This is a genomic window from Pseudomonas sp. LBUM1661, from assembly GCF_059695925.1.
In genome coordinates, this window is sequence record NZ_CP166794.1 from 4,023,049 (window position 1) to 4,047,949 (window position 24,901).

Genomic DNA, 24,901 nt, shown 5'->3' on the forward strand with positions numbered 1-24,901 from the left:
TCAGGCAGATCTCAACAGGTCACGACCGATCGGCATCGCGGCGGAAAAGTCTAGCGACTGCACCTTGGCAACAAGTTCGTCGAACTGTGGGCGGAGGGATTGCGGCGTTTTTGACGCCAATGCGTCTGTCAGCTCTATGGCTTGAAGGTTACCCGCTTCCAACAACAGCAAAACCTCCTCCAGGGACTCTCTCCATTGCGCAGGCGCCATGGAGTCCTCGTCAGCCCCCCTATTTTCACGCAGGCTCTGGCCAAAATCGGCATTCATTTGCTCAAGGCTTTGTTGCAGTAACCTGCTCAACCCGTCAAACCATATTGGGTCGGCCAAAAGACTCGCTACAGACTCTGAATCGGCAGATTTCAGTTTGTGCTCCAGGTCGCCTGCCATCAGCGACAAAGCCTTGGCGCCCATAGTACCGCTGCTACCTTTAATGGTATGCAGGACAAACGCGGCCCCCGATGCATCTTGCCGCTGGATCTGATCGCGCAAGTGGACAAGCTGTTTTCCCATCTCTGGGCCAAAGGTACGTAGCACCGTGCGGATCAAATCGAGGTCACCACCAAAGCGGTCAATAGTTGATGCACGAGACTCTGTAACGCCTTCTCCTGCATTGACTTGTCCCAAGGTTAAAGATGCCTGACTGTCTTCACGGCCCGATTGAAAGAGCAGCGTTACCACGAGTTGTTCCAGGTCTATAGGCTTGCCGACATGATCATTCATCCCCGCAGCAAGACAGGCTTCACGGTCGGTATTGGAGGCATTTGCGGTCATCGCCACAATCGGCAGTGTTGCGAAGCGTGGGTTCGATCTAATGCGACGAGTCGCCTCCAAGCCATCAATATCTGGCATCTGGATATCCATTAATACGACGTCGAAGGACACACGCTCATTCATCACCTTGCTCACACCTTCCAGCCCGCCTTCAGCCAGCGTCACCTGCGCGCCCTCCCTTGTCAGTAACTCATCGGCTACCTGTCGATTGAGCATGTTGTCTTCCACCACCAATAGCCGTAGCCCGGTCAGACGCGGTGGTCTCTCAACCGTTGAGCGGGGGATGGGGGAATGCAGAAGGTCTTTTTCATTGAACGCTTTCTGAACAGCGTCGGCTAGCTGCTTGGGAGTGACAGGTTTGGTGAGGAACCCCACGAAGGGAGCGTCTCCCGCCTGGTGGACGTCGGCCAATACCTCGCGGCCGTAAGCAGTGATCATAATGACCATCGGAGGTGGTACTCCGTTACCCTGCTGGTGGATCAATTGCGCAGCGCTCAGTCCATCCATATCGGACATCCGCCAGTCCATCAGCACCACGTCGTAGGCCTCACCTAGCGCTCGGGCTTTCTTTACCCATTCCACCGCTTGCGTGCCACCGCTCACGCGGTCAGCCTTCCATCCCAATGCATGCACGGTGCGCAACAGCAATTCACCCGCCGTGGCGTTGTCGTCAACGACCAGAATCCGTAAGGACATATCGACTCCAGTACATGCGGAGCTCAGCAGTGACGTCGGCGCTACATCCAGAGTGATATCGAACCAGAAACGACTCCCGACACCTTGCTTGCTCTCCACTCGAAGTTCACCACCCATCAAGGTGACCAACCGCTTGCAAATCACCAGGCCCAGACCTGTGCCACCAAAGCGTCGGGAAGTTGAAGCCTCGGCCTGGGTGAAGCCTTCAAAAATGCGCTGAAGCTGTTCCGGGCTTATACCGATGCCGGTATCAGAAACGGCGATGCGCAAACTCACAGCATTTTCCGTGCGCATCAGTTGTTCAACGCTGACCACGACCTGGCCTTCGAGGGTGAACTTGAGGGCATTACCCGCCAGGTTGATCAGTACCTGTTGCAGTCGCAGGCTATCGCCGATCAGGTCGTTGGGTAAATTGGAGTCGAGGTCGAACATGACCTCAACCTCCTTATCGCCCTGGTTACCTGTCAGCACAACGGCGAGGTCACGCATGAGCGGTTCAAGCTCGAACGGGTGCACATCGAGCTGCAGCTTGCCCGCCTCAATCTTGGAATAATCGAGAATGTCATTGAGCAAACCCAGCAGTGATTTCGCAGCGGTTTGCGCTTTGGTCACATAGTCGAGTTGGCGACCATTCAGGTCAGTGTTCTGCACCAACTGCAACATACCCAACACGGCATTCATCGGTGTGCGTATTTCATGACTCATGTTGGCCAGGAAGGCAGACTTGGCCGCACTCCCTGCATCGGCCTGTTCCTTGGCGTAAAGCAGATGCGACTCTAGCTCGCGTTGGACAGTGATGTCCCGATTGATCCCGGTCACACGCAATGCCGCACCGTTCGGGCTGCGTTCAATCTGCGCGCCGGCCTGTATGAAGCGGATCTGACCGTCCGGGCGAACGACACGGAAAATCGTGTCATACACATCAGTCCCCTCGACGGCGGCATTCAGCTTTGCCGCCGCTGCCACGACATCCTCGGGGTGAACACGCGAGTACCAGTGCATATAGCTCAGACCGTTATTGCGCAACGTCAGTGGCTGCCCGTAGAACTCGAACATACGGTCATTCCACTGCAAGTTATTGTCCGCCAACGTCCAGGACCAGACGCCCAATTCGGCCACTTCAGCCGCCATCAGCAGTTGATCGTGCACCGCCATCAGTTCGCTACGTTGTTCCAGTGTCGTCTTCAGGCTCGCAGCCAGTTCCTTTTCTGCCGCTTTACGTTCGGTGATGTCTACCGCGATGCCGAGGTAGCCGTTCAATTTCCCATCGGCATCGCGCATGGAGGTGACCACTAGCGTGACAGGAAACCGCGAGCCATCCTTGCGTGTGTAAGTCCACTCTCGGGTTTCTGCGCCTTCAAGCTCAGGTTTATGGGTAAGCACACGGAAACCGTCGATAGTCTGAGCATACTCCTCGCTCAGCTCAACGCCACGCGCAGCGACTTCCTCTGGGACATGGAAGAGCGCCGGGGTGCCTTTGCCGACTAACTCAACGGCGTCATAACCCAACAAATGCTCGGCGCCTTTGTTGAATACACGGATAACGCCATCGAGATCCGTCGCAATGATCGAAACCTCAGTAGCCGAGCGTAGCACCGTGTCCAACAACAGATTGAGATGCCGCAACTCGGAGGTTCGTTGCGCAACCTGCTCTTCAAGGTTGGAGTTGAGTTCAAGAATTCGGGCCTCTGCCACTTTTTTCGCCGAGATATCCCTTAACGTCTTGGACGCCCCAATGACGCGACCACCCTCGCCATAAATGGGTGAGATGCTGACGGAGACATCGATCAGTCGCCTGTCTTTGTGATGGCGTTGTGTATCAAAGCTGCCGATACGCTCACCCGCCCTGATCTGCGCAAGGATATGAGCTTCCTCTGTGACAAGTTCTGCCGGAACAATCAGATTAGCGAGTGTCTGTCCCACCGCCTCCTCGGTGGTATAACCATAAAGGTGTTCGGCTCCTTTGTTCCAGTTGGTGACGACGCCATCGAGGGTTGTTCCAATAATGCCATCGCCCGAGCTTTCAACGATGGAAGCCAGCCTTGCCTGCTCGACAAATATCTGCCGCCGACGTTGACGGCTGACACTCACGACACTCGCCAATGTCGCCAGAAGAAGCGTGAGAAAACCACCGAAAAACAGCACCACTTTTGGTGAAACCTGATGCAGGCGCTGGATGAACAGCGAATTTGCGTCGAGTTCGATTTGCCACCGCCTTCCGTATACCTCGCGCTCCAGCTGATGGGTCATCAGCGTTTCACGGCGAGCAGAGTCGTCGGTGCTTTCATAAAACAGCTTCTCTTGTCCTGGGACGGTGATATCCCTTAATCGCAAATGTACCGTCTCATTTTCTATGCGCAGGCCTTTGAGTACCTCCTCGGTCTGCAACACAACATAGCTCCAGCCAAAAGCAGTTGCCTCTCGTTCAGCAGCGGTCACCGGAGTGACTCCGCCGCGAAAGATGGGCATCAACACCAGGAAAGACTGCTGCGGTTTTCCTACGGCCTGTATAAGCGTGATAGGCCCGGTGATCCGTGCCGCACCGCTTTGTATCGAGGATTGTGCCGCCTCTCGCCGCGATGTTTCCGACGCTATGTCCAAGCCAATGGCAGCCTGGTTACCTTCAGCCGGTTCGACATACTGAATAACGTAGCGCTCGCCTGAGTGCGCTGAGAATTGATGAATGGAGAAATCCGCCGCGTCGTCAGCTTGAGCGTGCTTGAGAAACTCGTTTTCGTCGCGCTCGGGTACACGCCTGATAAAACCAAAGGCACTGGCGCCGGGGAACTCGAAAGCGAGGTCGCGGGTTTTGTGATATCGGCGAAAAACTTCACGGCTAATGTCATATTCGCCTGCTGTCAGGACCGCTCCACGAGCGCCTCGCAAACCGTATTGGTAAAGGTTCAGACGCATTAAAACCAACTCTGCGGCGTCTTCGGTCGCCGCTGTAATCGCTTCTTGAGCCTGCTGTTCGTTGGTGCGTTCAAGGGTCCATCCACCCAGAATGCTTGCCACTAACCCTACGACAAGAGTGATAGCTACTCCCCAGTTCCATGCAAAATACTTATGCTTTCTCACCCGCATTGTTCCATCGCAGAAGGCCTTCAGCCTTCAAGATTAAAGTTAAAACCCTGTTGGGGTGCCGCAAGATGTCCAACCTGCAAGGCACGAATACGCTCAGGTCAGGCCGGCCAATCGTTTAAGTCTTTCTATGGCTGCTTCGGGTTCGCCGTTGTTCATGGCGGCAGCAAGGCGCATCACTATTTGTTCGCGGCGAACTTGCATGTGGGGCAACGCATAAATTGCGCCTATCAACTCGCGTAAAACCATAGGAAGCCCCCAGCGCGCTTTCAAGCGAATGGCAAACGGCGCTGAAAAATCACGGACTGCGTGGGTAAGCGTTTCTTCGGTCACGCTATTGCCCTGGTTCTCCCATTTCTGAGTTTGGTACAGCACACAGAGTTCGCCCATCCGGTGCAACAGGGCGGCACTTTGCAGCGGAGCGGGATCCAGACCACATTGTTGAGCCAGAAGAACAGCCCTTTCAGCTAAACGCTCGGCATCATCCAGATGAGCCTGGATGGCAATCTTCAGCATGCCGTCAGGCTGAGTATTGGTCTGTCGCAGTGCCTGGCTAATGGCCAGATTCACGCTGGTAAGCCCTCCTAACCGTGTCAGAGCACCGTTCAAATTCGTGCATGGCTGGCCGAGCCCGAGATACGCGGCACCGTTGGCGGCGGCGATCAAGTGGGCGCACAGCGCCGGGTCATACTGCCAATCATTGGCGAGCTCTCGTAAATCCATTGGCGCCACGCCATAGCCGAGCTGAAGTTTGTCTTTTACAGAGGCCAGTAAAGGTAAGTCCAACTCACCCGCAGACAAACCACTGAGATAGCTGATCAGGTCTTCAGTGTTGACCGTGATCGCTCGGGGGGGCTCATCAAGCGGAAGGAGCGCGTCCAGGCATTCAACGACGCGCGTAACCTGGAATGGCTTGGTGAAAAAGGCACTGATCCTCAGCGATTTTACCGCCAGCACACTGTCTCGATCAGCGCGCCCAGTGATCATGATCAGCGGCGTGCTTTGATCTTTTTCGCGAATTTTCTGCAACAGGTTGACGCCGGGGGCATCCGGTAGATTCCAGTCGGCCATCACCAACTGATAGGTGCTTGACTGCCAAGCGACTAAAGCGCTGGCGACATCGATAAAGCAATCGACCTGAGCAACCGGACGGATGCTCAACACGAGCTGTTTTAAGAGATCTGATATCCAGGGATCATCATCCAGAATCATCACGCGCATTCGATAATCCTCACTGGATTGATACCCGACCTCGCAGTGTCTTGGTAACTGACCATCAGCCACCAGCATGCATAGACATCATTGAGATCAACGGTTGAGGTGGTTACCGAGCGATTTTGAGTAAATCACGGCAATTTCCCTTTGATGTATAGCTTGATAGGATCCTTAAGGATCGAATCTATTCCTGACCCACGAACTATACAAGCAAGCAAACAGCTCACAGGTAGTCAGGCTGGTGAGGGTTAGTAAATGAACGCCGCCATAGCGCACTTACTTGAGTGATTCCGTCCTGCTGCTCGCTGTCCTTGGCCCCCAACAAATCCTCCAACCCCATCGGCTTGGCAAAATAATACCCCTGCGCCTGCCCTGCCCCCATCTCCCGCAGCAACACCAACGTCGCCTCATCCTCAACACCTTCCGCCACCACACTTAAGTCCAGCGACTCCGCCATCCTTACAATCGCCCGGACGATCGCGCGGCTACGTGGGCTGGTGGTCAGTTCAAGGATGAATGACTTGTCGATTTTCAAGCCGCTGAAGCGGTATTGGTGCACGTAGCTCAGGGATGAGAATCCTGCGCCGAAGTCGTCGAGTACCACCGACATGCCGTTGTCGGCGAGTTGTTGCATGGTCAGTCGGGCAATGGCGGGTTCAGCCACCAGCGCGCCTTCGGTCAATTCCAGGCAGATGCGCGATGGCGCGACGTTGTGCCGCGCCAACAGCGCGAGCACGTCACTGGCGAAGTCCGGGCGAGTCATGCTGTAGCTGGAGCAGTTGACGTGCACCGGCGGCCAGTTGGCGTGCTCGGGTTGGGCGAGGATCACGGCGATGCTGGTGAGCATGTAAAGGTCCAGTCGACCGATCAGGCGTAAACCCTCGACGTCCGGCAAAAATTCGCCCGGTGCGATGACCCGGCCCCCCGGTTGATGCCAGCGGATCAGCGCTTCAAGGGCCAACAGTTCGCCGGTTTCGACGCTGACAATCGGCTGGAAATACGGCAGCAGTTCGTCGGTGCGCTTGAGCGCGTTGCGCAAGGCCCCTTCGCGCTCGACCTGGTCCGAGACTTCGCGGCGCACTTCCTGGTTGAACACCGCGTAGCTGTCGCGCCCGGCACTCTTGACCCGGTACATCGCCGCATCGGCATCGCGCAGCAAGTCGGCGGGCTCGTGATGGAACTGATGGTCGGCGCTGACAATGCCGATGCTGCAGGACGAAAACACTTCATGGCCATTGATGACAAACGGCAGGTCAAACGCCGCCAGGATCCGTTCGGCGATTTCGATCACCGCGTCCAGTGGCGCTTCGGGCGCGAGCACCGAAAACTCATCGCCGCCCAGACGCGCCAGCATGTCGGTGTCGCGCATACAACCGCGCAAACGCTGGGCCGCCTGCATCAACAGCAGGTCGCCAAAATGGTGGCCGAGGCTGTCGTTGACCAGTTTGAAACGGTCGAGGTCGATGAACATCACCGCCAGGTGCCCGCCTTCGCGGCCGAACTGCAACCAGGCCTGATTGAGGCGCTGTTGCAGGTAGGTACGGTTCGGCAGCCCGGTCAGTGCATCGTGGGAGTTTTCGTGTTGCAACTTGGCATTGGCGTGATCGAGTTCGCGGGTGCGGTTCTGCACCCGGGCTTCGAGCTTGAGGTTGGCGGCATGGATCGCTTCGGCGGCGGTGCGTCGCGACAACGCGGTGTCGATGTGTCGCGACACGAACGTCAGCAGTTCCTGGTGCCGCAGGGTGTACTGCACCTGCGAGGTATAGCTTTGCACCGCCAGCACGCCACGCACCACATCGCCATCGAACAAGGGAATGCCGAGCCAGGAGTAGGATCGGACAGACTCATCGGCCAGCTCAATCTCACCGCGCGCAGACAATCGTTCAGCCTCGTCGGCGTCAATCAGGCACGGTCGACGCTGGCGGATCACGTACTCGGTCAAGCCTCGGCACCCACGCCGGGCCATCGGGCAGGTCGTCTGTCGTTCATCGACATAGTACGGAAAGGTCACTTCACTGGTCGCGTCATCGAACAGCGCAATGTAGAAGTTCTGCGCGAACAGCAGATCACCAACGATGCCATGCAAGGTTTGGAACAACTCTGCCATGTCGCCAGGCTGGCTCGACATCTCGGCAATCTGGAACAGCGCGCTCTGCAGATGTTCGGCACGTTCCCGGTCTGCCACTTCTTGCCGCAATGCGGCGTTGAGTGCCGAAAGCTCCAGGGTGCGGCGCATCACAATCGCTTCGAGGTCTTCGCGGTGCAGGATCCGGTCAAGCGCCATGGCCACGTGACGGGCCACCACCAGAAACAGCGCGCGGTCTTCAGCGCTGTAGGTGCGGGAAACGTCATAGACCTGCATCGCGAGCATGCCGAACACGTCATCCGAGGCGTTTTTCAACGGTGCGCCCATCCAGAACTCAGGGCGATCACCTACGCAGTAGAAACGGCCCTCGGCCTGCGCCGCGAGAATGCCGGCGGCGTCGATCAGCAACGGCTGGCCCGAGGTCAATACCTGGCCGGTGAGCGACAGGTGCGAACGGTCCAGGTATTCGTAGTTCTCGGACTCCAGGGCATCCACGTCGATGATGTCGACGTAATACGGGTAGTCGATCTTGCCGCTGTGCGGGTCATACAGCGCGAGGTAGAAGTTCTCGGCGTCGATCAGGCTGGCCAGCAGCCGGTGAACCCCCACCAGAAACACGGAGCGATCGCGGGTCGAACTGGCCAGGTAGGTAATTTCATACAGCACCCGCTGAGTAATCTGCGCACGGGCCAGCGTATTGGTCTGGACCTCAATGCCCAGGCGCTGGGCAAACTCGGCGAGTGCCGGTTCCGCGGCGTCCTCGACGGGCGCGAGTAGCCAACCCAACACCGTTTCGCCTCTGCCGGTCGGCCAGCGATGCAAGCGCCAGGTCAGGCAAAAGTCTTCAAACGCTTCATTGGCAACGATTGACGGCCACTGTACCCGTGGGTCGCCCTGCCCGACCAAATGCATTTGCTCACCGGCGCGGTACACCACCCACGCGGTGGTGTGCGCCCAGCTGCGCGCTGAGTCCAGCAATTGTTCGATCGTGTCCCCGTTGCCAGCGTAAGCCATGCCGACGGTATCCAGGTTCCCTTTCAGTTGCGATGCGACCACGTCGCAATCGTTCGATTGCCGCGGAGAGTCGGTCAATGGACGAAAACTCATCAGCGCTCCCTGAGTTAAAAACCGGCGATAGTTATTGTTTGCTGGCAATGTGCCGGTGACCCTCTCGTTTAAAGCTTATAGCGGATTTTTTCAACCGTTTTATTCGCTTTACTAGCAACTCCTTCGAACTCGCGTGACGATGCCCGCAAAATGTAGCGCCAGGGGTTTTGTCGCGGGAATTAATTGGCGGTGGATTCAACCCGTCGCTATTTGCCGATATGCATCAGTGCCGTCCGTAACGGAGCATCCGAAACATGGATCACACCGATGTAAGGGTGCGCCATATCGACCACCAGAAACACCGCCGCCGCCACCGACAAAGAGCAGATCAACATGACACCGATCACCGTGGGATTGGCCGGCGCCTGCAGACCGAACGTCGCGAACAACCAGGCCAGCCAGCAGGTGAGGATGACCAGAAACGCCGTCGGCAGTCCTTCCGTATTGCTCTCGACCAGAATCCAGTGGGCTTCCGCCAACTGTGTGCTGACTTCCAGCGCGCGGGCCTGCAGCATGCGTTGCGGTTCGTTGGCGGGCGTGAGCGCCCGGAGCACCACCTGAATCGGTTCGATCCCCGGAGAATCGTCAAACGGGTTGACCACCGTCGAGTCGGCGGGCGGATGGCCCCAGCCCCGGTTTAAGCGGGATTCAATCAACTCGCGCAGGCGGGTTCGAGCCTGGGTTGTCTCCGGACCGTACTGATCCATCAGCCTGTCGAGCAGGACGATGCGCGCAGCCGAGGTCCGCACTTCAATCTCATAACTGTCATAGACGTTTTTGGCAGACGCAATCAACAGCCCAAGCGCAAGCGCGGACAGCGTCCCCACGACGGCCGTTGCCAGGCGGATGACGTCCTTGGACTCGGCATCCAGGTGATGAATCGGTAATCGCATGCGCAGCAGCATCCCGATCAGCGCGGCAGCGAACAGGCAGGCGAAAACAATGCCTCCGATGATGATGGAGCTCAATGGCTGATCTCCGTGGATGGCTGACGATCGGGGCAGTTAATCCAATTGCGACTAATGATTAGTGCCTATTGTGATTAACCTCGGTGGAAAGTTCCGGTCCAGCAGCAATACTCCACTCTGCTTCGAAAACTATTCGAGTATAGCGTGGGGCAATAAGTCATGAACTTAGGCGTCTGCGTAGCGAAAGAATCTCGACGTTCGTTAATCAAGCGATGCCTTCGCCAGCCGTTAGTGCACTTTTTAATCGCCGGTTTTGCACTCTTTGTGTTGTACGGCGGCGTGCACCGTTCAACGGTCAATCAAGACCCTCAACGCATCGAAATTACCCCGCAGATTGTTCAGCGGATCGCGATCTCGTGGCTGGCACGATGGCAACGACCCGCATCGGAGCAACAGTTGCAGGGCATGATTGATGAATATGTGAAAGAGGAAATCCTCTATCGCGAAGCATTGAAACTTGGCCTGGATAAAGACGACACCATCATTCGCCGCCGACTGGCGCAAAAAATGGACTTCCTCGCCGAAGATGTCGCGTCACTTCGCGAACCGGCACCCGGTGTACTTGAGGCCTGGTACCAGCAGCATCAAGACCTGTATGCCCCTCCACCACTGGCGACCTTCCATCATCTGTTCTTCGCCCAGGACAAACGCGGAGCGGATGCGCAGGCCCAGGCTCAGGCCGTGTTAAGTGGGCTGACGGACAAGAACAGTGGTGAAGGCGATGCGTTCATGTTTAAAAGCGCCTACACAGAACAATCCCAGGATCAGCTGGCGCGGGTCTTTGGTTCAACGTTCGCCATGGCCTTGTTCAAGCAAACGCCGGGACGTTGGGTGGGGCCTGTGGAATCGGGCTTTGGCTGGCACCTGGTGTGGCTTGAAGCGCTGGCCAAACCACCGGCACCGCCGTTTGAAACCGTGGCCCAGCAGGTCAAGTCCGATTGGTTGTCCGAGCAACGCAGCACCTCGAAACAAGCAAATTTCGATGCGCTGAAAGCACGCTATGAAGTGGTGGTGGTGATGCCGACGTCCACCAGCACGATTGCCGCGACGCAACCGGAGCGGCCTTGATGAGGCGCACGGTCTGGCTGTTGTTGCTGCTCTGCTTCATGGGGCTGACGGCCATGGCCCATGAGTCCCGTCCTGCTTACCTGGAAATCAACGAAACGGCCGCCGGGCACTATGACGTCCTGTGGCGCACGCCGGTGCTGTCAGGCATGCGCTTACCGATTGCGCTGCGGTTTGCCGACGGTGTGCGCACTGTCGTTGGGCCGGTCGAAAGCGAATTGAACGATTCACTGATCGAGCGCCGAATGATTGATGTCGGCCCCACCGGACGGGTCGGGCAACGCATCGAATTCATCGGCCTGCAAGCGAGCATCACCGACGTGCTGGTGCGTGTCTCGCGCCTGGACGGCAGCCTGACGACCACCCTCGTCCATCCCGCTCAACCCTGGATAGACATCGCTGCCACGCCGGGCGCGCTCTCGGTGGCCGGTGCTTTTGTGGCCCATGGCATCCAGCACATTCTGGGCGGTTTCGATCACCTGCTGTTCGTCTTCGGCCTTCTGCTGCTGGTGGGTAACGGCTGGATGTTGGTGAAGACCATCACCGCGTTTACCCTCGCCCACTCCATTACCCTGGCGCTCGCTGCACTGGGCGCGGTGCAGCTTCCAGGGCCGCCGGTGGAAGCGACGATCGCGTTGAGCATTCTGTTGCTGGCGGTGGAAATCGCCCGCAAGAACCGAGGTGAAACCAGCTTCACCCTTCAATGGCCCTGGGTCGTCGCGTTCTGTTTTGGCTTGTTGCACGGCTTTGGTTTTGCCGGGGCACTGGCGCAAATCGGTTTGCCCCAGCGCGACCTGCCTTTGGCGCTGTTCACCTTCAATGTCGGCGTGGAGATCGGCCAACTGATGTTTGTCGCCGCCGTGCTGGGCCTGCGAGCCTTGTTGTTGCGTTGTCGACTGCCAGAGCTCGCACGCCTGTATGCCCGACCGATTGCTTCTTATGGGCTGGGTACGCTGGCAGCCTTCTGGTTTTTTGAACGGGTCTCGAGTTTCTGAGGAGACGTGGAATATGAACGCCCCTACACACTTCACCGCGCCGTCACTGTTCGGTTGCGCCTTGCTGACTGTCAGCACATTGGCATTGGCAGACGGCAACCCGGATCGCGAGGTTTACTTTGGCCAGACGCACTCGCACACCTCCTGGTCGATTGATGCCTACCTGATCGGCAACCATCAGGTCGATCCGGAGCAGGCTTACCAATACTCACTCGGCATGCCGGTCAAACATCCGATGGGCTTTGAAGTGCAACTCAAAGGCCGACCGCTGGATTTCCACGGCGTGACCGATCATTCGGAATACGTCGGCGTGATCGCCCTGGCCAACGATCCAAAGTCGGACTTCAGCAAGCAGCCCATCGCGCAGAAGCTGATCGCCAAGACCCCGGAAGACTTCAACCGGGTGTTCAAATGGATCGCCGGCAGCTTGAGCCATCCGATCAAGGAGCTGATTGATCCGAAGGTGGCCGGCAACATCTGGCAGCAGAACATCGCCATCGCCGACAAGTACTACAAGCCCGGCACGTTCACCACGTTCGTCGCCTATGAATGGACCTCGGCCCCGAACAACCAAAACATGCACCGCAATGTGTTTTTCCGCGATTCGAAGAAGGTGCCGGACCTGCCCTTCACGGCCCTCGACTCGGACAAGCCGGAGGACTTGTGGGGCTGGATGGACGACCAACGCAAAAAGGGCAACGAGGTCCTGGCGATCTCCCACAATGGCAATCTCAGCAACGGCCTGATGTTTCCGGTCGACGTGGATGACCGTGGCCGGCCCATCGATGCCGCCTGGGCTGAAACGCGGATGCGCAATGAATCGCTCACTGAAATTCACCAGGTCAAGGGCACCTCCGAAACCCACCCCGAGCTGTCGCCGACCGACGAATTTGCCAATTATGAAATCATGAGTTTCCTGATCGGCATCGACAACAGCACGTCGAAACTCAACGGCAGTTACGTCAGGCAAGCCTGGCAAAACGGCATGGCCTTGCAGGAGGCCCGTGGCTACAACCTGTACAAAATGGGCGTGGTCGGCGCCAGCGACTCGCACAACGGGGTGATCCCTTATGCGCAGAGCAACAACTTCGGCTCCCACGGTTTTACCGACAGCACCCCGGCGGCGCGCCTGTCCGGCAAACAGAACTCGGGCATGATGGCCTTGCAGACCAGCACCTCGGGACTGGCCGGTGTATGGGCGGAAGAAAACACCCGTGAAGCGATCTTCGATGCCATGAAACGTAAGGAAGTCTATGGCACCAGCGGCGTGCGCATCCCCGTGCGCCTGTTTGGTGGCTGGGGCTTCGACAGCAGTCTGTGGAACGAAAAAGACTGGGTGCACGCCGCCTACGCCAAGGGCGTTCCCATGGGCGGCGACCTGCCGGCGAAACCGGGTAAACAGGCGCCGTCCTTCGTGGTGTGGGCGGTGAAGGATGTCGAGGACGCCAACCTCGACCGCATCCAGATCATCAAGGGCTGGACACAAAACGGCCAGACCTTCGAGAAGATCTACGACGTCGCGTGGTCCGGTGATCGCCAACCGGACCCGGCCACCGGCAACGTCCCGTCGGTGGGCTCGACGGTCGATGTGTCCAAGGCCACTTACACCAATACCATCGGTGCCACCGAGCTGAAAAAAGTCTGGGTCGATCCGGATTTCGATCCGGCGCAACACGCGTTCTACTACGCCCGCGCGCTCCAGATCCCGACACCGCGCTGGAGCACCTATGACGCGGCCAAACTGCAAGTTCCACCGCCGGCCGATGTCTCGGCCACCGTCCAGGAACGCGCGTGGACCTCGCCGATCTGGTACACGCCGACGACTGAAGACAGCAAGACTATCGCTGCCGGTAAAACCATCGATCAACTGAAAACCGCAGGCGCCAAAGCACTCACCAACGAGCAGTTGCAAACCTACGTGGTGGGCAAAACCATCAAGGTGCGCAATACCGTCACCGGCCAGACGTTTGAGATCGTCTACGGCACCGACGGCCAACGTCTGGTCACCAGCGTCGACGGCAATCCGCCCGCGCAAGGCGAGTACCTGAACATGCTGCATGGCGGCCAGTTTGGCGTGCCGGCCAAATACGAAATCAAGGACGGGCACCTGCTGACCACACTCGGCGGCACGCCTTTCGAGGCCACGGTGTTCGAGCAAAACGGCAAATACCTGGCGGCGCGCAGCAACGAGTTTGGCTACGTGAATTATGAGGTTGAGGAGGTCAAATAGCACCGAGGCCGGCACCAGCAGCCTTTGATTGGCGATCAAAAACCTGCACAATTGCCGGCTTTTTTCGCCACAGGACGTCTTCATGCAACGGATTGTAATTCTGGGCAATGCCGGCAGCGGCAAATCCACCCTCGCCCGCGTCCTCGGCAAACGCCTGAGCGTGCCCGTGGTGCACCTCGACACACTGTTCTGGGAGCCCGGCTGGGTCGAACCCGACGCCGAACAATTCCGCGCGCGGGTCCGCGAAGCCATCGCACCGGCGGCCTGGGTGTGTGAAGGCAACTATGCCCGGCGCACTTTCGACCTACGCCTGCCCCGTGCCGACTTGATCATCTGGCTCGACACGCCGCGGCTCACCTGTTTCACCCGGGTGATCATGCGCAGCGTACTGAACCGTCCTCGGCCTGACCTTGCCACCGGCTGCACGGAAAAGCTCGATCGGGCGTTCCTGACCTTCCTGAACTTCGTGTGGACTTTCGATCGTGGCTACCGCCCGGGAATCGAAGCGGTGCGCCGGGCGATAGGCCCGCAGATTCCCGTGGTGCACTTGCGCGGCACCCGGCAGATTGGCGAATTTGTCGAAAGGTTGTCCGCGACGCCTGGTGGCTGCCTTGAATAAAGGCCATTTTCGCCCATTCAGTCAGCCCCCGATCAGCTTAGGACCGATCCTTGGCCATATGCTGTTCGGCAGAGTCTTCAGCGCAAAATTGCAGCCGTCTCGATCAGTACCGGTAGGTTGCCTGCGCTGAAATTCCATTCGCACTGTTGTCGTATTGGGCACTGTATTCCGGTTGAAGACCGGAGTTGTTTGCCTGTTTTACCGAGACTTTGGAATCCCAGAGATAACCGTAAGCGAAGTCTATCGTCAGATCGGAACTCGGCGAATAAGCGCCGCCCAACGTCACGGCTTGTCGATTCCCGACCGGAATGCGTACGCTGCGATCGGCATTTCTAATGGGCGACGGATCATAGGCGTAGCCTGCGCGCAGCAGCCATTGTGGGTTCACTTGGTAGGAGGCGCCAACAGCGGTGCTCCACGTGTCACGCCAGTTCATTTCTTCGATCACACTTCCCAGCCCAGCCGCCTGGCCCACGGGGGAAAGACCGCTGTTGACTGCCTCGACGTTCTGGATCCGGCTCCAACGTTTCCAGGTGGTCCCCAGATAGCCCGTCCAGCGACTGTTGAAATGATGGGTGATGGACGTGTCCACGGATTCGGGCATCGTGAGGTCTATCGTGTTGTCATACTTTCCGTCCAGCGGAATAACGCTCGGGGAGCCAGAAACCTCGGTATGCCCTTCGAGTTGATAGTCCACTTTCGAGTGATAGTTAATCCCCCAACTCGTTGCCTCAGTGACGTCAATCAAGATGCCGACGTTGTAGCCAAGTGCGGTGTCATCGCCCTTGATGGTGACGAGTGTGTCCTCGCCGTTGTTCAGGGCGCCAGTGGCCAGGTAGTTCTGAAGTTTTGCATTGAAACGGTTCAGGGTCGGCCCGCCACCAATCGACACGTAATCATTGATCCGCCAGGCAATGGTGGGCTGCAGGGTTATTTCCTTGGTTGTGCTATAGGAGCCATGGTAACGGCCCTGAAATGTGCTCTCGTAATCATTGATCAGACCACTCGGCGCATAGAGTCCCAGGCCAATCGAAAAACGATCATCAAGGGGCGTCGACATATAAGCGAAGGGCACAACCCCCAATGGTACCGAGTCGCCTTTATTCGTTCCCGGGGCACTGCTCTGCGCATCACTGATGTCGTCGCTCACTGAAACGACCGCGGCCCCGCCGGAAATCTCACTACGCTTCAATTTGGTTAAGCCCGCGGGGTTGCCAAAGATAGTGCTGGCGTCCAGCGCGGAAGACGACCTTCCCGCATAAGCAGTACCCGCACTGCTTGCACTTTGCTCGTTCAAGGCAATGCCATTGGCGCCCGCGCTGGTGGAAGCGCTGAGTATTGCCGCGGCACCTGCGAATGTGATCCAGGAAGACATTTCTCGCACAGCGAAGAGACACGGGGTTGCACGGTTGCTCAGTTTCATTTCCCACCTCGTATTGTTTTTATTGATTGGTGCGCAGGCAAAGCTTCGCCTTCCGGTGCACTTGGCAGTGCCGGTTGACGTTGATCGACGTTGTAGAAAAGGCCCTGGCTGACAACTACCAGGGCCGAGGGGCCGAACTTACGAAGTCAGGCTCATTTGAGCCACTCCACCTGAAAGCTATAAAGACCAAGTAGGCGCGCCAGGGACTCTTTATCTCTCCCGGCCCGGATGCACGCGACTAATCCACGTTGTTCATGCTGAATCACCTCGACCTCAATGCCCTTCAGACACATTCGCTCCACTTCCTGCCAAACGACTCGGGTCACTTCGCGCTGCTGCAAGGCGGGTTTGAAGATTTTGCCGACCGCCGTCAATGGCAGTGCTTCGAGGATTTCGATCCGCTTGGGAATGGCCGCCCGCTCACTGATGTGGCACTGAGCAAACTGCTCAAGCTCTTCAAGGGTGCAGACGTGGCCGGGGCGCAGTTGCACGTAGGCGACCGGCACCTCACCCGAATAAGCGTCCGGGCTACCGATGGCAGCCGCCAACGCCACCGCTGGATGAGCTTGCAGAGCCTCCTCGATTTGCTTGGGATCGATATTGTGGCCGCCGCGGATGATCAGCTCCTTTTTGCGCCCGGTCAGCCAGAAGTAGCCCTTTTCATCCTGACGCCCAAGATCCCCGGTATTCAGCCAGCGCTGACCGTTGATGTTGATCCACAAGCCCCGGTTGTGGCTGTCTTCAACGTAACCCTCGAACAGGTTCGGGCCCGTGATGGTAATCAGGCCAATGTCGTTGATGTCGGCGTCGCGCAGATACGCTCCAGTTTCGTCGAGCATGACGGTGCGCATGTCCTGGTAGGCAATCCGTAACCCGATGGAGCCGATGAAGCGCTCGCCATGGGGCGGATTAACCGAGGAGACGCACGCGCCTTCCGTGAGTCCATAGCCTTCGAGGATCTTCACCCCGGTCCGGCCTTCGAACTCGCGGAAAAGTTCGACCGGCATCGGCGCGGCACCACACATGGCATATCGAAGGCTGGACAGGTCGCGGCCTTCCAGCTCGTTTTGCAACAGTGCGGAATAAACGGTTGGAACGCCGGAGAAGAAGTTGATGCCGAAGTGCTCGACCATCTCCCAGAAGCGCGGGATCACACCTTCGCCGCGATACCCCTGCGGCGTGCCGAGGATGACATGATCACCCTGGGTCCAAGGCATCAGGCCTGTCACCAACTGTGCATTGACATGGAACAGCGGCAACCCACAGAAAATGACCTGGCCACTGCCACGGGGTTGCATGTGCGCGGCCATGGCCCACGCGTTGAAGACTTCCGCCCCATGGGTACGCATCGCAATCTTGGGCAGCCCGGTGGTACCGCCAGTGCAGAAATAAGAGGAACGATCCTCGGGGCGGAACAACCGAGCACTCTTCAAGTGCGTGCCTGGCTGAGCGTCCATCAACGTGCGCAGTTCGTGAATCGTGGCCCCCCGGTGCAAGTCACGTTCTTTATTTGCCAGGGACTCAAGGGATTCACGTTGAGCGACATCAACATAGGGTTGCATGCCAACCCAAACGACGTGCTTGACCTCGGGAAGCTGATCCAGCTGCGAGGCCAGTTTGGGCCACAGGTCGCTGCCCGGCGTCGGTGCGAGCGTTACCACCACGCTGGCTTTGGCGGCGCGTAACAAGGCCGCTATCTGCTTGGCTTCTTGCAGCGGATTGATCGCCATGACGATACCCGCCGCTTCTCCCCCCCAGATGGTGAAGTGGGTTTCCGGCAAGTTGGGCAAGATAAAGGCCAGCACTTCAGCCGGGTTAATGCCCAAGTCGTGGAAGGCATTCGCCGCGCAGGTGATCTCTTCGACGAGTTCGGAGTAGGTCCAGTGGTGAGTGTTTGTGAAGCACGTGGCGTCAGCGAAGAAACTCAGCGCAGGCGCGTTGGGACTAAGCTCGGCTGTCCGTGTCAGCGCTTCATAGGTGCTTGACGCCAAGCCACGCTCCGCCAACGGGACCTGCTCGATATTCTCAATGTCGTTCAGCGATCGCACTCTCATCGTCAGGCTTCCTCTACGACGCGGTTGCGTTGCACGCCGAGATCGATCACGCCGTCGGCGCTACGAATGCGCGCCTCGACCACGTCACCGGCCTTGAGGTACTGCGTCCGGCCCTCTTGCGCCTTGAGGAATAGCTTCCACTTGATGGCTTCTGGCATCAGGGCCGCAATGCGCTGTTTTGCGGGCGAAGGGATCGTTAGCGCGCAACCGGCAGGCGTACCCGTGGCGATCAGGTCTCCAGCGTCGAGGTCTTGCAAAGCGGAAAGCTCGATAAGGGTTTCAACGGGGCCGTAAACCAGGTTGGCCGTGCTGTCCTCCTGTCGCACCTGACCGTTGACCGTCAGCTTCAGCTGCAGTGCCTTGAGGTAATGCATGTCCTTGGCATCCAAAAGGCACAGGTACGGGCCGACCGGGCCGAACGTGCGATAGCTCTTGCCCTTGTAGAACTGCATCTGGGGAATCTGAATGTCACGCGCCGAGTAGTCATTGACAATGACGACGCCTGCAATGAATTCGTGCAGATTGGCGTCGGTGACAGCAGTAGCGCCGGTAATCGGGCGCTTCATCACAAGCCCCAGTTCGATCTCGTAGTCAAGGAAGCGCACGTGGCGCGGCTTGATCAGGTCGCTGTCAGCCGCCACCAGGCAACTGGTCGCCTTGGTGAAGATCATGTTGAATGTCTTCGCATCCGGGTCCATGCCGGACTCGATCATGTGCTGACGGTAGTTGGCACCCTGGCAGACGAACTGCTGGTTACGGGTCACCGGCGACAGCAGTTTTACTTCGCCCTCCGCAAGCTCCGAGCCTTTCAATACAGCGAGGTCGTCGATACTGTTCTGGCGAATGAAGTCACCGGTGGTTTCAAAAACACCGGGGATGACCGTGATACGGCCCTGGCGAAGCACGCCCCAGTGGATACCGTTCTCAAATTCAAAGCGGACTACGTGTACAGCAGACATTGAAGGGACTCCTGGAGCGGCGTTTGTCCCGCGTTCGGTGGCGTGGGAACTGTGGTGTTGTTCTGCGGGGGGGCCGGCAATGCTGTAAACCAACGAGCCGCCGGCGATCACGGCGCCGGCTTTAAGCACATCCCGCCGGCCATACTGGGTTGAGTTGCCCGACATGGCGGCAGCTCTACCCGAACATCCGCATGAGTGTTATCAACTTGCGAACGGTCAAGTCCGGGCTGCTTCGCAAGTTGCGGATCAGCGCTCGCAGGTTGCTGAAGCTCATCTTGGGTTTTGTAAAACGCTTGGGCATGCGCTGCCCCCACTGCGCCATGGCTTCGGGGCTCACGGGATGGATGCCCGTCGGCCGAGTGGCCGTGAAAATATCCCCGTCGCAGTAATGCTCGTGCTTATCGCCCCATGGGTCTTGCCAGTAATCGAAGATCTGACTGCCCAGAATGTGTCGCCCAATTCCCCATGAGTGCTCCCAGCCGCGCTCGCGCAGGACGCGCTGTCCCATTCCCACCGCGTCGGCATCGACGACCTCATAAGCGCTATGGCTATAGGTCGCCATGAACCCTTGCGCTATCGCCAACGTGTGGTGATCTGTCGGCCTGTCACCCAGGTCGAGGCGCATGAAAGCGACGATAGGCGTGCCATCGGGAAGCACCTGCACATCGCTGGGAATAAACCCGAAATGCTGCGTATACCAGGCACAGGTCGCCTGGTAGTCAGCCACTTCAATGACAATGTGACCAAGCTTGAGGACTTCAGGGGGCGCAATCGGCGGGCGTTGCGTGGCGTTGATTCGCGGTTGCTCGTGCGCCAGATTCCAGTGCAGAGGCGCTCTATGGGCCAGCGTCTTGCCTGGCGTCTGGTCGCAAACGGCTTCCACAATGAAACCGGACGGATCGGTCAATCTGACGTAATACCCTTTGCCAGGATGCTCCGACTTTTCAACCGATGATGCCCCCGGGATTCGAGAGAGTTTGTCCAGATCGTCCAGTGACGGCACTGCCAGTCCGAACCCGATAAAACCTGCAGAATCGGCACGATGGACACGGTAGCAATATGCAGTGGCGTCGGTGGCTCGCAGATAGAGCGTATCGGCGTCCTGCCGACTGACGGTCAGGCCGAAGTCGGTCAAGAAGCGCGCCGCCTCATTCAAGTCCGGGCGTTGAAAGATCAGGTGCGTCAGGTCCTGGGCCTTCACCGTCGGCTGCAAATGCCGCGCGGGTTGTGGTGTCGCCAACCGGTGCAATTCGTGTGTGTGGGTCATTGTTCTTGTTATCCGGGTTTTTAGGGCAAAGCGATCCCGAACCCCTGAAAAAATCAGGGGCTTGTCTGGTTGAGTCAGTTACGAATTCAGTCGAGAGACGGAAGTGCCGGCAACTCGTTGGTCGCCAGCGCACGAGCCTCTTCTGCCGGCACACCCAATGCCCGCAGTATCAGCTCGGCGGTGTCAGCGCCCGATTCGCGCCACGTTCGGTGACCTTCCAGTACCAGGAAAATCGAGCCCAGCACGCTGCTCGATATCAACGTCAGTACCGAGAGCAATTGTTCCTGCTGAAAGGTGTAGCGCCCAGCGGAAAGCCCGCTCAGAAGATCCGTCGTCGCCTGGCTGCTGAACATCTCGCGCAACGAAGCATTGCTCATGGCGAATTTATGGATGAATGCGCCCCACTGAGAGTCCTCGTGCGCTCGACGAATGAAGAATCGAATGCCATTGGCAAGGCGCTGAGCCGGATCAGAGAGGGCATTGAAGCTCTTGTTGACGCGCTCATGCATCTCCCTCGCCAGATGGCTAGCGACCGTCTCGAACAGGTTTTCCATGCTGTCGATGTTGCTATAGACCGTTCCGCGCGCCACGCCGGCCTCTTGTGCGAGGTCGAGAATGTTCACTTGCGAGGTGCCTCTTTCAGCGAACAGGCGAAAGGCGGCTTGATGAATGCGGCGCTGTGTTGGATTCAGGGATTGCACGGTTCTCTCTCCAGGATTACCTCATGGGCTAATTGAACACGCGTGTTCACTTCTAGTCAACAGCGTTTTTTCGATCGAATAGGCCATTTTTGATTAAAACCGTTATATATGAATACTTTTACCAACATTTCAGTATCAATGGCGGAAGCGGCGCACGATTACAAATGAACACGCGCGTTCATTAGCCTATCGAGATGGCGTACAAGGCCACTGATGGGCACCAGTGGCGTGTGCAAAAAGGAGGTCGCGGGGATCAGGCGGGTAGCGGCTTGCCGGCGATTTTCCTGGCTTTGGCAGGCGTTACGCCCAGCGCCTGAAGAACCATTTCGGCGACCCGCAGATCGTGCTCCGCCACTGCACGCCCCTCGACAACAGAGCGCATGGCGCCGGTGGTGCATGACAAGACCAGGTCCAGGGCGACCCCTTCGTCCACGTAAGCAAAAATGCCCGCACGCAGCCCTTCACGCAGATCGCCCAGTACATGGCCAGCCAGGCGCGAGCGCATTGCCTGGTCGAAATGGATGATGCGCAGCAGCGCATTGGCCCACTGGTGGTCGGCGGCGGCCCGGCACACAAACATGCGTACGCCAATCGAAAGCCGCTGCGCGCCACACTGTACGTCCGCGTTCAAGACAGAAATGGCGTCAGAAAACTCGGCGGCCATGGCGATGCCCACCGCTTCCAGTACTTCGTCGCGCGTTCGAAAATAGTTGTAGATGGTGCCGTTGGACACCGCAGCTTCCGCGGCGACCTCGAGCAATGCGATCTCCCCCACTTCCTTACGTGCGACAAGACGCAATGCCGCGTCCACCAGGCCGCGACGGGTGCGCTCACGTTTCTTGTGGCCTCTCGTGAGAGGTTCTGGCGCAGTCGTTTCTAAAGGAAGATTGGGGGAATGCATGATCAAGCTCGTAATCGAGTGGGCTCGTTGATGGTAACGGAAACGCTGTCAGGCGTGGTGTCTTCGCCAACCAGCAGCGCCCGGCAGTCACGCAGGAAACTGGCTGCCTGTGCGCCAGGGGCGTGGTGCATGATGATACGGTCGGGGCGAACCGCGACGAGCGTTCCTTTAGGGGCCAGCGGCAGGATGTCATGGTTCATGTCTTCGATGAAGTCACAGCTGCCGCCGGAGCGTTGTCCGCGTGGCCTGACTTCCAGGAAGTGGCCTCCCATTTTTTCCCAGGAAACGATCTGATGCGTGGTGAGCAGTGACAACGGGTCGACACCGAATCCAACCAGGGTCAGGTTGTCTCCTAGCGCATCGTCGCTCAGTTTGATCTGCTTTTGCAGGGTGCGAATCCAGGTTTGGGGAAACAGGCTGCCACGTACCAGCGCGTCGCCCCGACGATGCTGCACGAACAGGCCATGCTTGAAGGTGTTCTTCGGCTTGATGTCCAACTGTTCGAAGTACTTGCGGGTAGCGGCAGTCAACGCCAGCGTGCGCATCAGGCCGTGCATAAAGAACGCGGCGAGCTTGTTCTTGGGCATCACCATTCGGCCCATGAGTTTCGCCAGATTGATCATCGCCTGGGCATGGGGGCGGCGCTCTACGTCATAGGTATCGAGTATTGCCGGCGCGGCATGACCGCGAAGGACCCAGGCCAGTTTCCAGGCAAGGTTGGCACCGTCGCGAAGTCCCGCGACGAGGCCTTGACCGACAAAGGGTGGGGTGATGTGCGCTGCGTCGCCGGCGAGGAAGACGCGTCCCTTGCTGAATCTATTGCAGCAGCGCGCGTGGAATCGATACACCGCCTTGCGCTCGATTTGCAACTCCTGCGGGTTGATCCATGGTGCGATTAACCGGGCGATGCTTTCCGGGCTTTCCAGCTCTTCCCGGGACTCACCGGGTTGCAGCATGAACTCCCAACGCTCCCTGCCGCCGGGTGCCGGCATGTGCGGCGTCGGGCGCCGCGGATTGCAGAGAAACTCAATGTGATCAATCGCTGATTGATGCCGATTCATGACATCGACAATCAGCCAATCCTGCGCATAGGTCTGCCCTTCGAACTCCTGGCCAATCAGTGCCCTGACCCTGGAGCTTGCACCATCCGCACCGACCAGGTACTGAGCGCGAACAGCATGCGATTGCCCATTCTGATCCCGCACGGAGGCGACGACGCCATCCGGCTCCTCGACCAGACTCTCAAGCTCGAAACCACCAAGACTGGTCACTGACTTCAGCCGGGAGACCTGGCTGCGCATCGCGTGTTCGAGGTCGGGTTGATAGAACGTCACAAGTTTCGGATGGCCGTCGATGCACCCCTCCGTATTGGCTCGACCGAACTGCCCGAGTACCGGGGAGTGCATTTTCACTTCAGGGATAACGATCTTCTCGAAAGCGTCTTCCGACAAACCGGCGAGTTGCAGGATACGCAGCGCCTCGTTGTCCAGGGCAATGGCGCGAGGCATCAGTACGACCTCGTGGGACTTGTCCAGCACCAGGGTTGTTACCCCATAGCGGCCGAGCAGCGCCGCGATTGTTGCACCTACCGGACCGTTACCGACGACCAGCACGTCGACGGCGGAGGGAGGCAATTGGGAAACTTTCTTGTTGTTGTTCATCTCGAGCCCTTGTTGTGATTGAAGTCGTGAGGCGCGCAGGTCTCAGCGTCAGGCAGGGCCAAGGTATTCAATATTGAGACGAATTTCAATATTGATGTTCTCGTCAGTAATTTTCGAGCTCATCGTCCGGCCACGATGAGCGCAAATAACAAGGTGTCGGGGGCTTGCGAATCGCGTCCGGGCCGGAGCGATGAATGCCGGACATTCGAGGGGTGATGCCCTCAAGAGCGCCCGACGGAACCTGTGACCGGGAGATTCCCGAGCAATTTGAGCCCGGTACTTTTCACGAAAGCGTCGTAGTCCATCGGTTTCTCGACACGGGTTTCTGCGTTAGGCAATACGTAAGCCCAGGCCCGTTTGGACGAGGCGTCGTAAACCAGCTTGAACAGGCGGGTCGGCACCCAGACCTTGTTGTCACCGATGGTGCTGTGGCCTGAGTCAAAGAGCGGGCCGGTAAAGACAAACACATTGCCATCGGCGCGCTTGGCAAACTTCCTGACATCGGACTCAACCTTGCTCCAGATCTTGCGGTTGTTGGTCGGGTCTTGCGGCACCATGTTCGACAGCGCAAAGGATTGGGCCATTGCATTGGGGGTTGGTGCATCGGCGGCCGGGGATTGATGGCCACGGTCCACGGCCGGATGCTGGCTGCGATAGTCGCTCAACTCTGCCCGCCCACTCTTGGGGATGCGTGGGTCCGGATAGAATTGATTGGTGCGCTCCTCCCCTTTGGCATCCTGCAGTTGCGCCGCATTAAGGCGTTCGACCACCACCAGCGGCGTCCTGCTGGTTTGCGAGTACAGCACCGCGAAGTTATCGGAGCACAGGGCCAGGGGTTTCATGGTTGCGGGCACAGTGGCCGTGTTGATCGGTTTGGCTGCCGGAAACAAATCCGCGCAGCCGTCAAACGATGCCTGTTTCTGTTTGCTTGAATAGAGCTCCAGCGCCGCGTTCTGGCTGATCGAGCCTGAACGGGATGCCTGTTCCTGATGCTGGGTTGGCGGCTTCAGGAGATCCAGCAGACTGCGGGCTTCGGCCCCGGTCGAGAGCAAAACAAGGGCCGACAGCCCCACTGCAATTTTGCGTAGGTGCATGCTTTAAT

16 protein-coding genes are annotated in these 24,901 nt (G+C 58.2%); 4 read left to right on the top strand and 12 right to left on the bottom strand.

Annotated features, from left to right (window positions below):
- The 4 genes from ACA057_RS18390 to ACA057_RS18405 form a co-directional block, all read right to left on the bottom strand.
- A complete protein-coding gene (locus ACA057_RS18390; RefSeq protein WP_497341105.1) occupies positions 1 to 4,551 on the bottom strand; it encodes a PAS domain-containing hybrid sensor histidine kinase/response regulator in 4,551 nt (1,516 codons plus the stop codon).
- A gap of 93 nt (positions 4,552 to 4,644) precedes the next feature.
- The gene (locus ACA057_RS18395) at positions 4,645 to 5,769 is read right to left on the bottom strand and encodes an HDOD domain-containing protein (protein WP_497341107.1); all 1,125 of its coding nucleotides are present in this window, start codon (positions 5,767 to 5,769) and stop codon (positions 4,645 to 4,647) included.
- A gap of 217 nt (positions 5,770 to 5,986) precedes the next feature.
- Positions 5,987 to 8,956, bottom strand: coding sequence for a sensor domain-containing phosphodiesterase (locus ACA057_RS18400; protein WP_497341109.1), 2,970 nt, complete (start codon positions 8,954 to 8,956; stop codon positions 5,987 to 5,989).
- Between the two features lie 206 nt (positions 8,957 to 9,162).
- Positions 9,163 to 9,924, bottom strand: a complete 762-nt coding sequence (locus ACA057_RS18405) for a bestrophin-like domain (protein WP_497341111.1) — start codon at positions 9,922 to 9,924, stop codon at positions 9,163 to 9,165.
- Between the two features lie 159 nt (positions 9,925 to 10,083).
- On the opposite strand from ACA057_RS18405, the gene ACA057_RS18410 reads away from it, so the two are divergent.
- From ACA057_RS18410 to ACA057_RS18425, 4 genes are all read left to right on the top strand, one after another.
- Positions 10,084 to 10,992: a peptidyl-prolyl cis-trans isomerase gene (locus tag ACA057_RS18410; RefSeq protein WP_497341113.1), complete on the top strand. Its 909-nt coding sequence runs from the start codon at positions 10,084 to 10,086 to the stop codon at positions 10,990 to 10,992.
- Complete coding sequence (locus ACA057_RS18415; RefSeq protein ID WP_497341115.1) at positions 10,992 to 11,984, top strand: HupE/UreJ family protein; 993 nt, start codon at positions 10,992 to 10,994, stop codon at positions 11,982 to 11,984. The genes ACA057_RS18410 and ACA057_RS18415 overlap by 1 nt, the downstream gene beginning before the upstream one ends.
- A gap of 13 nt (positions 11,985 to 11,997) precedes the next feature.
- Positions 11,998 to 14,214 (top strand): DUF3604 domain-containing protein, encoded by a 2,217-nt coding sequence (locus tag ACA057_RS18420; protein ID WP_497341117.1) that lies wholly within the window; start codon positions 11,998 to 12,000, stop codon positions 14,212 to 14,214.
- A gap of 82 nt (positions 14,215 to 14,296) precedes the next feature.
- Complete coding sequence (locus tag ACA057_RS18425) at positions 14,297 to 14,833, top strand: P-loop NTPase family protein (protein WP_497341119.1); 537 nt, start codon at positions 14,297 to 14,299, stop codon at positions 14,831 to 14,833.
- Positions 14,834 to 14,936: 103 nt separating this feature from the next.
- Here ACA057_RS18425 and ACA057_RS18430 read toward each other — a convergent pair whose 3' ends face one another.
- The 8 genes from ACA057_RS18430 to ACA057_RS18465 form a co-directional block, all read right to left on the bottom strand.
- A complete protein-coding gene (locus ACA057_RS18430) occupies positions 14,937 to 16,256 on the bottom strand; it encodes an outer membrane protein transport protein (RefSeq protein ID WP_497341121.1) in 1,320 nt (439 codons plus the stop codon).
- Between the two features lie 152 nt (positions 16,257 to 16,408).
- Positions 16,409 to 18,310: an acyl-CoA synthetase gene (locus ACA057_RS18435; RefSeq protein ID WP_497341123.1), complete on the bottom strand. Its 1,902-nt coding sequence runs from the start codon at positions 18,308 to 18,310 to the stop codon at positions 16,409 to 16,411.
- A 2-nt stretch (positions 18,311 to 18,312) separates the two neighbouring features.
- A complete protein-coding gene (locus tag ACA057_RS18440; RefSeq protein WP_497349945.1) occupies positions 18,313 to 19,269 on the bottom strand; it encodes a fumarylacetoacetate hydrolase family protein in 957 nt (318 codons plus the stop codon).
- A gap of 175 nt (positions 19,270 to 19,444) precedes the next feature.
- Positions 19,445 to 20,536, bottom strand: a complete 1,092-nt coding sequence (locus tag ACA057_RS18445) for a VOC family protein (RefSeq protein WP_497341125.1) — start codon at positions 20,534 to 20,536, stop codon at positions 19,445 to 19,447.
- An 86-nt stretch (positions 20,537 to 20,622) separates the two neighbouring features.
- Positions 20,623 to 21,237 (bottom strand): TetR/AcrR family transcriptional regulator, encoded by a 615-nt coding sequence (locus ACA057_RS18450; protein WP_497341127.1) that lies wholly within the window; start codon positions 21,235 to 21,237, stop codon positions 20,623 to 20,625.
- Between the two features lie 253 nt (positions 21,238 to 21,490).
- On the bottom strand, positions 21,491 to 22,138 hold the full coding sequence (locus ACA057_RS18455; RefSeq protein ID WP_497341129.1) for a TetR/AcrR family transcriptional regulator: 648 nt from the start codon (positions 22,136 to 22,138) through the stop codon (positions 21,491 to 21,493).
- 2 nt (positions 22,139 to 22,140) lie between these two features.
- Complete coding sequence (gene mhpA / locus ACA057_RS18460) at positions 22,141 to 23,799, bottom strand: bifunctional 3-(3-hydroxy-phenyl)propionate/3-hydroxycinnamic acid hydroxylase MhpA (RefSeq protein WP_497341131.1); 1,659 nt, start codon at positions 23,797 to 23,799, stop codon at positions 22,141 to 22,143.
- Between the two features lie 221 nt (positions 23,800 to 24,020).
- A complete protein-coding gene (locus ACA057_RS18465) occupies positions 24,021 to 24,893 on the bottom strand; it encodes a DNA/RNA non-specific endonuclease (RefSeq protein WP_497341133.1) in 873 nt (290 codons plus the stop codon).
- Positions 24,894 to 24,901 lie beyond the last annotated feature (8 nt).

What these genes read in the sequence shown, in the direction of transcription:
- ACA057_RS18435 (WP_497341123.1), bottom strand. Translation starts at nt 18,310, where the DNA reads ATGAGAGTGCGATCGCTGAACGACATTGAGAATATCGAGCAGGTCCCG.
- ACA057_RS18420 (WP_497341117.1), top strand. Translation starts at nt 11,998, where the DNA reads ATGAACGCCCCTACACACTTCACCGCGCCGTCACTGTTCGGTTGCGCC.
- ACA057_RS18415 (WP_497341115.1), top strand. Translation starts at nt 10,992, where the DNA reads ATGAGGCGCACGGTCTGGCTGTTGTTGCTGCTCTGCTTCATGGGGCTG.
- ACA057_RS18440 (WP_497349945.1), bottom strand. Translation starts at nt 19,269, where the DNA reads ATGTCTGCTGTACACGTAGTCCGCTTTGAATTTGAGAACGGTATCCAC.
- ACA057_RS18430 (WP_497341121.1), bottom strand. Translation starts at nt 16,256, where the DNA reads ATGAAACTGAGCAACCGTGCAACCCCGTGTCTCTTCGCTGTGCGAGAA.
- ACA057_RS18455 (WP_497341129.1), bottom strand. Translation starts at nt 22,138, where the DNA reads ATGCATTCCCCCAATCTTCCTTTAGAAACGACTGCGCCAGAACCTCTC.
- ACA057_RS18410 (WP_497341113.1), top strand. Translation starts at nt 10,084, where the DNA reads ATGAACTTAGGCGTCTGCGTAGCGAAAGAATCTCGACGTTCGTTAATC.
- mhpA (WP_497341131.1), bottom strand. Translation starts at nt 23,799, where the DNA reads ATGAACAACAACAAGAAAGTTTCCCAATTGCCTCCCTCCGCCGTCGAC.
- ACA057_RS18390 (WP_497341105.1), bottom strand. Translation starts at nt 4,551, where the DNA reads ATGCGGGTGAGAAAGCATAAGTATTTTGCATGGAACTGGGGAGTAGCT.
- ACA057_RS18445 (WP_497341125.1), bottom strand. Translation starts at nt 20,536, where the DNA reads ATGACCCACACACACGAATTGCACCGGTTGGCGACACCACAACCCGCG.
- ACA057_RS18395 (WP_497341107.1), bottom strand. Translation starts at nt 5,769, where the DNA reads ATGCGCGTGATGATTCTGGATGATGATCCCTGGATATCAGATCTCTTA.
- ACA057_RS18400 (WP_497341109.1), bottom strand. Translation starts at nt 8,956, where the DNA reads ATGAGTTTTCGTCCATTGACCGACTCTCCGCGGCAATCGAACGATTGC.
- ACA057_RS18425 (WP_497341119.1), top strand. Translation starts at nt 14,297, where the DNA reads ATGCAACGGATTGTAATTCTGGGCAATGCCGGCAGCGGCAAATCCACC.
- ACA057_RS18465 (WP_497341133.1), bottom strand. Translation starts at nt 24,893, where the DNA reads ATGCACCTACGCAAAATTGCAGTGGGGCTGTCGGCCCTTGTTTTGCTC.